Source organism: Bacteroides sp. MSK.20.82 (genome assembly GCF_019052485.1).
In the GTDB taxonomy this organism is placed as follows: Bacteria; Bacteroidota; Bacteroidia; order Bacteroidales; family Bacteroidaceae; genus Bacteroides; species Bacteroides thetaiotaomicron.
Genome location: NZ_JAHQUN010000005.1, coordinates 185,332 through 199,276, shown reverse-complemented (window position 1 = coordinate 199,276; position 13,945 = coordinate 185,332). Strand labels below are relative to the sequence as shown.

Genomic DNA, 13,945 nt, shown 5'->3' with positions numbered 1-13,945 from the left:
AAATCCCTGTCAGAAGGAGATACAGCTGAAAGCAGTAGTCCCCGAAAAGAGATTTCAGCATTCAGCTCTTTCAGTTTCAAAAACAGAGCCTGCATTTGTTCCAATCAGAAGTTCTATTTACTAAAAGTCAAAGGTCTGTTTTACTTAAACAGAGGCTCTATTCATTCATCATATTGCCAACACTGTCTCTATCATTCCCACCTTATTTGTCAGCAAACTTTAGCTCGGAGGTCAGCAAGCCTAAGCCTACACGTCAGCAAGCCTGAGTCGACGGGTCAGCAAGCCTTTGCCCGTACGTCAGTCAGCCTTTGCCTACATATCAACCAGCCTTTGTTCAGAATTTAAGATATACATAGCTTATCGACTATAAAAGCAGAAACTCAAACTATAAACCTGAAAGAACTGAAACCACGCCCCCCCGCTCAGAGCACGTCTACGCAAGGGTACGAAATGGTGCCTTCAGCCGCTATCACCTTCTATCAAGGCTTTTCCGAAGAAAGCTGAAACGGCTGAACGCTATTTATTCAATGAAACTTCTAAGGAGATAAAACAGCAAGAAGCTCCAATTACCGACCGACTTTCTCCCGATACTCTGTCGGAGTCATACCGACCTGCGCCTTAAAACATTTACTGAAATAACGCGGGTCATTGATACCGACCATATAAGAAATCTGAGTCATATTAAACTCTCCCGTTTCAATCAATTGTGCGGCACGCTTGATACGCATTTCCTTTATGAACTCGATAGGGGCCAGTCCCGTAAGCGTTTTTAGTTTCTTGAAGAACACCGAACGACTGACAGCCAGTTCACGAACCAAATCATCCACTACCAATTCCCCGTTATCCATATTCTGCTCCATCAAATCAACCAGTTTATCCATAAATTTACGATCGTTAGGAGACATTTCCGGCATCGCAGGCTCTTCCGCTGCACTACTTACGGGTTCAGCAGATGCATGACCTGCTAAAGTCTCCCCTTGAGCAACCGGAATTTCAGACACCGTCACATGCGTCAGACTATCACGATAGAAATTTTGCAGTTTCTTACGCTGCATCAGCAGGTTCTCCACACGGGCCTGAAGATAAGTCGCACTAAAAGGCTTGGTAATATAATCATCCGCCCCATATTCCAGTCCTTCCAATTTACTTTCTATCGTCGTCTTGGCAGTAAGCAGGATAATAGGAATATGACTGGTCGTCATATCCGCACGAAGTTCACGCGTCATTTCGATACCGTCTTTCTCCGGCATCATGACGTCGCTGATAATAATATCCGGCAGATACTTCAAAGCCTTGCTCCATCCCTCCATACCGTCGGAAGCCTCTACCACCCGATAAGTTGAAGCGAAAATACTGCGCAGGAAGGAACGCAATTCCTGATTATCCTCTACCAGCAACATAAGCTCTTTCGAACTGCTTTCCTCAGCCTCTTCTTTGACAGCAGATACTTCCAGGTCCGGCGCATCTGCGATGGCAGCTTCTGTCTGAAGCGAAGAATTAGCGATATCCACAATACGTTCCATACTCAGCGGAGCAACCGAATCTTCGAGAATAAATTCCACTGAACTATTATAATGCTCTTTGCCCTTCAGAAAGTCCACTTTAAAACAACTTCCCTCACCGAGCCGGCTGTCAACGGAAATCGTAGCCTTGTGCATCTCTACCAGTTCCTTCACCAAAGAAAGACCGATGCCGGAGCTTGCCTGATTGAAAATATTCTTGTCCACCAAGTTCTCAAAGCGCACAAAGAGAGACTTCCGTTTATTTTCGGCAATACCAATCCCCTGATCCTGTACGCCGACAGACACCGTGCCCTCATCTTCACGGATAAAGACGGTGATCATTTTCCCATTAGGAGTATATTTAAACGCATTGGACAGAAGGTTAAACACAATCTTTTCAAACTTATCGGCATCCACCCAAAGATTCAAAGCCTCTTTCTCTGTCTGGAAAAGGAAATCGATGTTGTGTTCTTCCGCCACCGACTCAAAATTATCCATAATCTTGCGGACAAAGGCAACGACATTCAACTGTTGTACCTGCATCTTCATCTTCTTGTTCTGAATCTTACGAAAGTCCAGAATCTGATTGACCAGACGAAGCATACGGTTGGTATTCCGTTCGACCACTACCAACTGTTCCCGTGCATCAGCCGGCAGTTTATCGTTCTTCAGAACTTGTTCCACCGGACCTGCAATCAATGTCAGAGGAGTACGGAGTTCATGGGATATATTCGTAAAGAAGCGCAGCTTGATATCAGAAATCTGTTGTTCTACAGACACCTCATGCTTCAACCGATAAATGGTAAACAGGATATAAACCGCAACAAAAATAATCAGCAGCACAAAGCAGACATACAGCACATACGCCAAAGGCGTCTCCCAGAAAGAAGGGAGAATCGTGATGTTCAAAATGCGCTCATTGTCCACCCACACCCCGTCACTATTGGTAGAACGGACACGGAATATATAATCTCCCTTCGGCAGGTTAGTATAGGTCACGCTTCTTTGCCGGTCAGCAAAAGTCCACTGCTTCTCGAAACCATCGAGAATGTATGCGTACTGTATATTCTGCGGATTCGTATAATCGAGTGCAGCGTACTGAACGGAAAAAATATTCTCATCATGAGAAAGCACTAGTTCCTGTGTATCATCCAAATCGACTTTCAATATGGACTTCTCTCCCGGAATTACATCTTCATTCGCTACCATCAACTTAGAAAAAACTACAGGAGGCACATAGCTACTCTTCCGGATAGAATCCGGAGTGAACATGAATAATCCGTTGCTGGTTCCAAACAACATATCTCCGCCGGATGTGAGCGTAGAAGCCGCTTCACTGAAACGGACACGGAAACTGATACTACGTTCATCGTAATTCTCAAAACGCTCGCCGGAAGGAACAAACTTACAGATTCCATTTTCCGTACTGATCCAGAGATTCTGTTTATGGTCTTCACGGATGGAAAGCAGGACGTCCGAAGAAAGTCCGTCGAGCACCGAGTAGGATTTAAATTCACCGTGACCGTCTTCGCTGATGGAAATCAGTTTGTTCAGTCCCCCTCCGAAAGTAGCCAGATAGAGTTCCTTCTGCTGGGTAGCGATAATCCAATGCACGTCATTATTACTTAGACTCTTCGTATCGTTCGGGACACGCGAGAAGTGGTGGAACTGTATATCTTCCGGCTTTTTGAAATTCTCATCAAAGGCAACGGCGCCTGTGGTAGTACCTACCCAAAGGCGTCCGTTATTATCCGAAGTGATAAAACGTGCTTTGTAACAGACATCAATCGGATATCCTTTCAGATTATTCCGGTGGTTGATAAAGACGGTCTCTCCATGTTCTCCCTGGGAAATATAGTTGATACCGCCTGCAAAAGTAGCCGCCCAGATACGACCATGATGATCTTCATAAACACAATATACATTGTTGTCACTCAGACTGTACATATCGTTGGAGTCGTGCTGATAACGGGTCAGTTTATAAGACATACTTGTGGGAGAAATCTGTTCGGCACGCACCAGACCGTTTCCTTTGGTAGCAATCCAGATAATCCCTTTTGAATCCTGCATAATGAAATAGGCTGTACCCTCCATAGGTGTACCTGTCATCGAAATGGTTCCATTACCTGTCAGATGCCCTATGAATTTCCGGTTCGAGTCGTACAGGCGGATCATTCCGTCCTTCAGTCCGACCCACAAATTCCCCTGTTTATCTTCGCATACCGACCGCACTTCGTTGCTCAAAGATTCATATTCATGCGGAACGGGAGTCAGCATTGAAAACGGTACGTTGCGGAATGTTACTTTCTCCAGTCCTTTGGAGTGGGTACAAAGCCACAAATTCCCCTGTTTATCAGAAAAAGCGGCATGTATCTTGTTAGAAAAGCGCCAGTTGTTACTGCCCAAATCATCATAAAAAGGAACGAGACAGTTCCGGTCACGATCAAAATAGGAGAATCCGCCGCCATAAGGATGTACCCATATATGCCCGTGGATATCTTCATGGATATGGAAAGCGGGACGTGAACGATCGGCGTTACTGTATTCCACCCGCATCTGTTCACGCTTTACCACACCGGTGGCAGGATTAAAATGAACGACGACTCCCGGCTCTTCCTGTTCGAACCAGACCTCTGACGTGCGGTCTACATAAGCCGAAAGAATCGGTTGAGCGGACAATTCCTTGCAGGTCACGGGAGAATAATGCGTATGTTTGTTTGTCTTCAGGTTGCAAAGAAAGAACCCGTCCGAATCTGTTGTCACTACAGTGTTGTCATTGGCCACGGTGTGTATGGAAGTAATGCGGGCTTTCGTCGGAAGTTCGAGCAGACGAAACTCTCCGCCCTGTTTCTGATAACACCAGATTCTCCCCCTGTCAGAAGCAAAGCAGATATCGTCTTCACATTCCCGGACCGCATAAAATGCCTGATTCATGCCGTCTTGTTTCCCTTTCGTCTCCACAAAGAAGTTCACGGGTTGCTGCTCACCGGGGCGTATCATTCCCAAACCGTTATCAGTCAGCAGCCAGTGATTGCCGGCTTTGTCCTGATAGACCTGATAAAAGTGATCGGCAGGAAACAGACCGGACTTCGTTGAATAAATATCTGATTTCGTTGTATAATTCTTCTGAGGAAGCGTGACTACACGGATAGCTCCATCATGCTCTGTTAGCAGCCAGACCGTACCATCGGGCAATACCTGAATAGCGTGAATGTTATATGTACTACCTTCTTCACCTGCTGCCGGAACCTGTTCGAACGTCTCCGTTTTCGGGTCAAAACGGTGGACACGGTTGTCATAAGTCAATAACCACAGAAAGCCGTACCGGTCTTCATACATCCGGTCGGCACGGTTATTGGTCAGACTGATGTAATTGCCCTGACGTGCTTTATAAGTTTTAAAGTTATAGCCATCAAAACGATTGATTCCATCCCATGTGGCAAACCAGAGGTTGTCTTTGTGATCCTGCAACATGCTCATCACCGTGTTTTGAGACAACCCATCCTCGGTAGAATAATGGGTGAAAAAACTGTGTTGTTGTGCCTGCACTACAGGTGCGGTCAGGCACAAAAGAATTAGATATAAGATTCTTTTTATCATTATTACACACATATTGAATGGTGTAAAGATAATGATTTAGCTGAACTTACATCTATATTCGGTGTTTATTTAACAGAATCGTTCTTTAGCGGATTCCAGCCGTCTTCACCAGCCAAAACCGTTTCCATCTCGTAGCCTTTCAGATTCTTCAGTTGACGAGAGAAAGCTGCGCGGGCTTTCGGATTGGCTCCCTCGCCATGACTATCGTATTCGGCATAAAATACGGTTTTCTCCGCTTCTTTCTTTCCCCAGTTGTGCCAGCCTTCCGGAAGGATATGTTTCCCCAGTTCACAACGGATAAATACAGCCTGTGCATACGGACGCCACGGACGAGACAGATATACTTTGGCAACATCCGGATCAGCAGTCAACCGGCAATCATAAAAGACATATCCATACTTTTTGCCTTGATCTGTAGAGGGTGCCGTCACATAACCATCACGTTTGCTATGAATATGACAACGATTGAATACAGCTACAGACCATCCGAAGATAAAGTCAACCGTTCCTTCGATATAGCAATCCTCGTAATATTGACGGCTGTGCTTGCCATACGTATAAAGGGTATCCTGATAACCGAGAAAACGACAATTCTTAAAGAACGCACGGTCGGCAGATACAAAACAGGCAACAGCCTGTCCTACCGGTCCTGCCGAGTTTTCAAAAGTGATGTTCTCCGCATAGAAATCGGGAGCATAAATGTAGCAACTCGACGATCCCGAAGTTCCCATATTCTCACCAAACACATTTTTCTTATTGGCAAAGTCATCATTTGTCAGTACCACACCATCCTCTCCTATCAGAGAGATATTTATTTTGGATTCCGGAATAATAATCTTCTCTTTATAAGTGCCTTTACGGACCAAGATAGTAGTACGCACATTCTTGCGAAAATCGGGTACTGCATTTATCGCTTCCTGCACTGTGAAGAAATCACCTGTTCCGTCTTGTGCCACTACGTAATCATAATAACGGACATATTTTGCCAGTTCCGGTATTTCCTTTGCGATAGCATCTACAGTCAGCCCAGCGATAGTCCGTGCTCCGTACACATTCAAATGAGTATTATCCTCCCGGCCTTTCGGAAAAGCCGGAACTTTCTCAGGTTCGACAAACATAAACAACTTCTTCGATTCTGCGGGGCCCAGTCCCTGCACCAGATCATGGGTAATTTTGTTCATATCGATAAACGCCACTCCCATCTCTTTTGCCACATTACGCGGAGAATCAAGGTAGGCACCGTGCGTATCGTACAAGACGTTTCCTTCTTTCGGCAGTTCCTGTTCACCCGGAGCACGACGGGCATCTGTGGCAATCGAGGCATCTTCCGGCTGTACAAAATTACGACGAACAATGGAGTTGAACAACACAGGAATCCCTCCTTTAGCACGAGTTTCATTGACGAAACGACGGAGATTGTCATCAAAGGTCGTTCCCGGATCAGTATGGCGTGTAGAATCAGCCTTTTCATCATTGTGTCCGAACTGGATAAAGACATAATCTCCCTTCTTTACCTGGGAAATCACTTTTGCCCATCGGCCTTCAGATATGAAACTTTTGGAACTGCGGCCATTGGCGGCATGATTATCAACACGTATATCTTCTGAAAAAAATCCGGGGAGCACCATACACCAGCCGCGTTCGGGATTTCCACCGTACAGATTTTTGTTAGCCATCGTAGAGTCACCTATCGTGAAGATGGTCAATACGGGCTTATCCGCACGAAAGGCGGAGAAAAGGATAAATACTATAAACAGCAATAGCAGTCTGTTTTTCATAATCTTATTTTGTTGGTTCAAAATTAAAGTTCCCTTATGACTTCTATTTAACGTGAATTCGATATAAATTTGAGTAACTCAATTCTCCTCCTTCCAAAAGGAGGGGAAACCATGCGGATTACTCTTATATCGAACTGATGTTATTTATAAGGATACCAATTACTGCATTCCTTAAATATATTCTGCGGAGTATATTGCACCGCTTCTTTATCAGTCAGTTGTTTAGCCCATTTCACACGTCCGGAAGCATCCGCACCTTCACCCGTGTTTTTAAATTCAGCGTAACGGGCAGTCTTTTCGTTTTCCGGATTCTTCCAGTTGTGCCAGCCTTCCGAACGGATATGTCCGCCAAACTCGCAATTAATAAAAGCCGTAGCAGCATAAGGTCTCCAAGGACGTCCCAGATAGACTTTCTTGATACCGGGAGCGGCTGTCAGCTTACAGTTCTTGAAAACATAACCAAACTCCACCTCCTTCGGAGTAGAAGCCGCGGTAATATATGAATCGCGTTTGCTATGCAATTCGCAATATTCAAACAAAGCTGTAGAAGGGCCGAAGATGAAGTCTGTAGTTCCTTCAATATAGCAGTTAGTAAATAACAGGCGGCTACCCTCCGATCCTGTATAAATAGTATCCTGATTTCCCAGAAAACGACAGCCGACAAACATCAGCCTGTCTCCTTCGGTATGGAGCGCAACTGCCTGCCCCAAAGGAGCGGCATTGTTCTCAATGGTCAGATTCTTAAAAGTAATGTCACTTCCTTCTACCTTTACAGTATAAGTGCGGAAAGTGCCCATTTTATTGATATTGGCATGATCATCATACGTGATGATCGTCTTTTCGGCATCTTCACCTACCAGCTGCACGTTCTTCACCCATGAAGGAATCACCAGTTTTTCTTTGTATATACCATTCTTTATAAATATAGTCACCGTATAATCCATAAAAGCACGTACCGCTTCCACGGCTTCCTGAATATCCCGATATTTTCCCGTTCCGTCTCGTGACACGACTATTGTGTCTTGCTTTTGCTGTTGTGCACAGGCCAAAGTTCCTCCTGAACAAAGCAGAAGAAACAACGCCATTCCTTTCAAAATACTCCTTTTCATCGATAGAATTTACTTTTGCAAACGTTCGTATTCCAGACTTGCCATAATAAATGGTCCTACTGCTTTCGGGTCGTTATTACGGATTGTTTCATTTATATAATAGTCATAATCGCCGGAACGATAAACCTTCCCTCCCAGCCCTGCTACCGCACAGGCTTTCGTTATAGTCACCACTCCATCTTTATCCACTTCAATGAAATTTTTCAGAAAACCTTCATAACCAGCCTTTGCTACATCCAGATAAGACGGATCGATATATCCCATACGTACTGCCTTAAACAGGCTGTATATGAACATTGCCGAACAGGATGATTCCAGATAATTACCCTTGTCACCGCTTCTGTCCATCACCTGATACCATCCACCGGTCTCCGGGTCTTGCAGTTTCTTTACCTGAACTGCTACATTATCCAAGATTGCAAGCAACGAATCTCTTCCGGCCTCATGCTTCGGAATAAAATCAAGCACATCTACCAACGCCATCGCATACCAGCCTAATGCACGTCCCCAACAATGTTTTGACTGTCCTGTCACCGGATCGGCCCAGCGCTCCGTGCGACTTACATCACACGCATGACGATAAAGACCATTCTTCGGATCATACGTATGACGGGCACAGGTAATAAACTGATTTATGACGTCTGCATAATCCTGCGGGCGATTATTACGGAAAGCATATTCTGCATAAAAAGGAGCTCCCATATAAAGTCCGTCCAGCCACATCTGATGCGGATATATCTTTTTATGCCAGAATCCTCCGTCTTCATTACGAGGTTGTCCGGCAAACTGGCTATAGAGCAAGTCTAATGCCTTCTTATACTTTTCATCCTTGGTCTGCTCATAGATACGAAACAGGATTTTTCCGGAATTGATACGGTCCAGACTGTAATCGGTCAATTTGTATGCAGTAATACTTCCATCCTCATGCACCATCGTATCTGCATAAGCAATTGCATAATCTCGTATTTTCTTGTCGCCATAAGTATCGTATACATCAAGCATCGCCCCCAATTCCAGTCCGTGGCAATAGTCCCATTTCAGTCTGGGCTGAAAATCAAGCTGCCAGGATTCCGGGCAACGGATCATCTCCGATTCAGTCATCCGCACCGACCAAGGCAGTTTTTCATCCACCTGCTGCGCCGACAGTGAAATGGTGCTTGACATTATTATTACTAATATCAAAAATTTATAAAAAGAGCTTCGTCTCATGGTTTATTGTTTTAAGGATTATACATGCTATTTTTTCATGCTACGAAAGTAGTGTATTTCCTCCAAACAGAGTGGGATTTTTTAGTTAAGAAGGTGTATTTTTTGTTTTTCGTGCACGGAAACGACTAATTTTGTGCACGTAAACGTCAAAAATGTCCATTTTTGATGCATTAACTGATAAATTAAGAGTTTCGTTTTGGAATAAAGCGGAAAAGGTCGTACTTTTGGCACGGTTTACAACTAATACCCTCTGGGGAAACACAGTAATTTATCATTAAAAACAGAGAAAAAATAGAACAGAATGGAAGAAGTATTCAAGTACATTATCGGTCTGGGAGCGGCAGTAATGATGCCGATCATTTTCACAATTTTAGGAGTATGTATCGGTATTAAACTCCCCAAAGCGCTCAAAAGCGGTTTGTTGGTGGGAGTCGGTTTCGTCGGCTTATCTGTAGTCACAGCCTTGTTGACCAGTAGTCTTGGTCCGGCATTAAGTAAAATGGTAGAAATCTACGGATTGGAACTCGGTATTTTCGACATGGGATGGCCTTCGGCAGCAGCAGTTGCCTATAATACCTCGGTCGGCGCTTTCATTATCCCTGTTTGTCTGGGAGTAAACCTGTTAATGCTGCTGACCAAAACAACCCGTACTGTTAATATTGACCTTTGGAACTACTGGCACTTCGCATTTATCGGGGCTATCGTATACTTCGCCTCCGATAGTATTTTCTGGGGATTTTTCGCCGCTATCATTTGCTACATTATAACATTGGTAATGGCAGACATGACTGCTCCTGCTTTTCAGAAGTTCTATGATAAGATGGACGGTATCTCTATCCCGCAGCCTTTCTGCCAGAGCTTCGTTCCGTTCGCGATTGTAATCAACAAGCTTTTAGATAAAATTCCGGGATTCGACAAACTGAATATCGACTCTGAAGGAATGAAGAAGAAATTCGGTCTGATGGGTGAACCGTTATTCCTGGGTATCGTGATTGGTTGCGGTATCGGAGCTTTGGGCTGTGCCAGCTGGAAAGAAGTACTGGACGGCATTCCGGGTATCCTTGGATTGGGTATCAAAATGGGAGCGGTTATGGAGTTGATTCCACGTATCACCAGCCTTTTCATTGAAGGTTTGAAACCTATCTCTGATGCAACCCGCGAATTGATCGCTAAAAAATATAAGAGTAATACAGGCCTGAGCATCGGTATGAGCCCTGCACTTGTCATCGGCCACCCGACAACGCTGGTTGTATCCCTGCTTTTGATCCCGGTTACTATCTTCCTTGCAGTGATCCTTCCGGGTAACCGTTTCTTACCGCTGGCTTCTCTGGCCGGTATGTTCTACCTATTCCCGATGATTCTGCCCATCACCAAAGGTAATGTGGTGAAATCATTCATCATCGGACTGGTAGCATTGATCGTAGGTCTGTACTTCGTAACAGAACTGGCAGGATTCTTCACGATGGCTGCCAAAGACGTATATGCCGCTACGGGTGACCCGACAGTAAATATCCCCGCCGGCTTCGAAGGCGGAGCGCTCGACTTTGCATCCAGCCTCTTCTGCTGGGGTATCTTCCACCTGACTTACAGTCTGAAGATTATCGGTCCTGCCATCCTCGTAGCCCTTGCACTGGGAATGGCAGTCTACAACCGTATCCGCATGAAAAGAAATGATGCGAAAAACGCAGCTAACGATTAAATATAAGTATAATCCAAATAAAGATTCGAAAGATGAAAAAATTAGCAATTGCAATGATGATGGGTATCGCAGCTATGTCTGCTTCTGCCCAGGTAAATTACAAGATGCAGGTGGCTTGCAATCCGCAAGACGTGAAAACGTATAATACAAACCGCCTGCGTAGTAGCTTCCTGATGGAAAAAGTAATGGTTCCTGATCAAATCAACGTAACTTATTCCATGTACGACCGCCTCATCTTCGGTGGTGCCGTACCTGCAACAAAAGAGCTGGTACTTGAAACTATCGATCCGTTGAAAGCTAAGTATTTCCTCGAACGTCGCGAACTGGGTGTTATCAACATTGGCGGCGAAGGTATCGTAACTGTTGACGGCAAGGAATATACGCTGAACTTCAAAGATGCATTGTATGTAGGCAGAGGCAAGCAGAAAGTTACTTTCAAGAGCAAAGATGCCAGCAAACCTGCAAAATTCTATATCAACTCCGCTACTGCCCACAAGGAGTACAAAACTCAGTTGATCACCATCGACGGACGCAAAGGTTCTCTGAAAGCAAATTCTTTCGCGGCAGGAAAGATGGAAGAAAGCAACGACCGCGTTATCAACCAGCTGATTGTTAACAACGTACTTGAAGAAGGTCCTTGCCAACTGCAAATGGGATTGACAGAACTGAAACCGGGTAGTGTATGGAACACCATGCCGGCACATACTCACAGTCGCCGTGTGGAAGCATATTTCTACTTCAACGTGCCGGAAGGCAACTCCATCTGCCACTTCATGGGCGAACCTCAGGAAGAACGCATCGTATGGATGCAGAACGAACAAGCTATCATGTCACCGGAATGGTCTATCCACGCAGCTGCCGGAACCAGCAACTATATGTTCATCTGGGGTATGGCTGGTGAAAATCTTGACTATGGCGACATGGATAAGATTAAATATACAGAAATGCGCTAATCTTTGCGCAGCTCTTTAGCACATATCAAGTGATCCGAAAAACTTCATTCTTTCCTCGAAACGGGGAGAGAATGAAGTTTTCCGGATTTGTCATATTCTTCCCCCAAAGAGACCAAATTGTTACGATAATACATTACTATGTACAAATAATATGTATAATGCAACGAATTATACATGATTTTGACCAATTATTACAAAAAAAATCCAGCTGAAATACCGACCTTTGTCAGCAAATCAAAATCTATTTAAATCCATTATCATGAATGCATTTCAAAAAACAGGCGAAAAAATGACAAACTACAGATGGACGATCTGTGCGATGCTATTTTTTGCTACTACAGTTAACTATCTCGACCGCCAGGTACTATCGCTCACCTGGGATGAATTTATCAAACCGGAATTTCACTGGGATGAATCACACTACGGTACTATCACTTCCGTATTCTCTATTGTTTACGCAATATGTATGCTCTTTGCCGGTCGCTTTGTGGACTGGATGGGAACGAAGAAAGGATTCCTCTGGGCTATCGGCGTATGGTCTGCCGGTGCCTGTCTGCACGCAGTCTGTGGTATTGTAACAGAAGCGCAGGTAGGACTGCACAGTGCTGCCGAACTTGCCGGAGCCACCGGAGACGTGGTGGTAACCATCGCTACTGTCAGTATGTACTGCTTCCTGGCTGCACGCTGTATACTTGCTCTCGGAGAAGCCGGTAACTTCCCCGCCGCTATTAAAGTAACTGCCGAGTACTTCCCGAAGAAAGACCGTGCTTATGCTACTTCCATCTTCAACGCCGGTGCTTCTATCGGTGCCTTGATCGCTCCGCTCACCATTCCTATCCTTGCCAAAGCTTTCGGTTGGGAAATGGCGTTTATCGTTATTGGTGGACTTGGTTTTATCTGGATGGGCTTCTGGGTATTTATGTATGATGCTCCTTCAAAGAGCAAGCACGTAAACAAAGCCGAACTTGAATATATCGAACAAGACCAGAATGAGGCCGGTGCAGGTCCGAAAACAGAGGAGAAAGACGAGAAAAAGATGAGATTCTGGCAATGTTTCAGCTACAAACAAACTTGGGCATTTGTCTTCGGTAAATTTACCACTGACGGTGTATGGTGGTTCTTCCTGTTCTGGACCCCGTCTTACCTGAACTCCCAATTCGGTATCAAAACTTCCGATCCTCTGGGAATGGGACTTATCTTCACGCTTTACGCAATCACGATGTTATCCATCTACGGTGGCAAGCTTCCTACTATCTTCATCAACAAGACCGGCATGAACCCTTATGCGGCACGTATGAAAGCAATGTTGATTTTCGCATTCTTCCCGTTAGTGGTATTGCTGGCACAGCCATTGGGAACATTCTCTCCGTGGTTCCCCGTGATCCTGATCGGTATCGGCGGAGCTGCCCACCAGTCGTGGTCGGCCAATATCTTCTCTACAGTAGGTGATATGTTCCCCCGAACAGCAATTGCAAGTATCACCGGTATCGGTGGTATGGCCGGTGGTATCGGTTCAATGATTCTTCAGAAAGTGGCAGGTAACTTATTTGTATATGCTTCCGGAACGACAATGGTTGACGGCAAAGAAGTGGAAATGACAAAAGAACTGCTGGAACAAGGAGCACAGTTTGTACACCCTGCGATGACATTCATGGGATTCGAAGGAAAACCGGCCGGTTACTTTGTAATCTTCTGTGTATGCGCAGTGGCTTACCTGATCGGTTGGGTTATTATGAAAGCACTGGTTCCTAAATATAAGCCTATCGTATTGGATTAATCCGATATAATTATATAGAATAAAAAACAGGAGGGCACTCAGCATGAGTTTGTCCTCCTGTTTTTTTAACCAATTATTTATTCAAAAAGTTCCAAAAACAAAAAAGCCTCTTCTCACGAAGAAGGCTTTTTAGGTTTACTTATTCTTCATAGCCATCCTGTACTATTTTACAAAATATCTTGCACATTCAAACAATGAAGGATAGTAAACGTTAAGATGAAAAAAAGGGAAGTCTCACGACTTCCACAATTCTTCTAACCTTAAATCTAAATCTCTATGAAAAAAACGTATTGCAAAGATAGGGGTTTGTTCAACAAA

General features: G+C 44.6%; 7 protein-coding genes. 3 read left to right on the top strand and 4 right to left on the bottom strand.

Annotated features, from left to right (window positions below):
• Positions 1–566: 566 nt before the first annotated feature.
• From KTR07_RS07815 to KTR07_RS07800, 4 genes are all read right to left on the bottom strand, one after another.
• Entirely contained in the window at positions 567–5,102 is a 4,536-nt protein-coding gene (locus KTR07_RS07815; protein ID WP_117981320.1) for a two-component regulator propeller domain-containing protein, read from the bottom strand.
• Between the two features lie 65 nt (positions 5,103–5,167).
• Positions 5,168–6,880: a pectinesterase family protein gene (locus tag KTR07_RS07810; protein WP_048694816.1), complete on the bottom strand. Its 1,713-nt coding sequence runs from the start codon at positions 6,878–6,880 to the stop codon at positions 5,168–5,170.
• 140 nt (positions 6,881–7,020) lie between these two features.
• Positions 7,021–7,989, bottom strand: coding sequence for a pectinesterase family protein (locus tag KTR07_RS07805; protein WP_011109103.1), 969 nt, complete (start codon positions 7,987–7,989; stop codon positions 7,021–7,023).
• Between the two features lie 9 nt (positions 7,990–7,998).
• Complete coding sequence (locus tag KTR07_RS07800; protein ID WP_008760990.1) at positions 7,999–9,198, bottom strand: glycoside hydrolase family 88 protein; 1,200 nt, start codon at positions 9,196–9,198, stop codon at positions 7,999–8,001.
• A 301-nt stretch (positions 9,199–9,499) separates the two neighbouring features.
• Between KTR07_RS07800 and KTR07_RS07795 the strand changes: the two genes are divergently transcribed.
• The 3 genes from KTR07_RS07795 to KTR07_RS07785 all read left to right on the top strand — a co-directional run bounded on the left by KTR07_RS07795 (position 9,500) and on the right by KTR07_RS07785 (position 13,627).
• Positions 9,500–10,897, top strand: a complete 1,398-nt coding sequence (locus KTR07_RS07795; protein ID WP_011109102.1) for a PTS galactitol transporter subunit IIC — start codon at positions 9,500–9,502, stop codon at positions 10,895–10,897.
• A 32-nt stretch (positions 10,898–10,929) separates the two neighbouring features.
• Entirely contained in the window at positions 10,930–11,850 is a 921-nt protein-coding gene (kduI, locus tag KTR07_RS07790; RefSeq protein ID WP_011109101.1) for a 5-dehydro-4-deoxy-D-glucuronate isomerase, read from the top strand.
• Positions 11,851–12,109: 259 nt separating this feature from the next.
• Positions 12,110–13,627, top strand: a complete 1,518-nt coding sequence (locus KTR07_RS07785; RefSeq protein WP_008764329.1) for an MFS transporter — start codon at positions 12,110–12,112, stop codon at positions 13,625–13,627.
• Positions 13,628–13,945 lie beyond the last annotated feature (318 nt).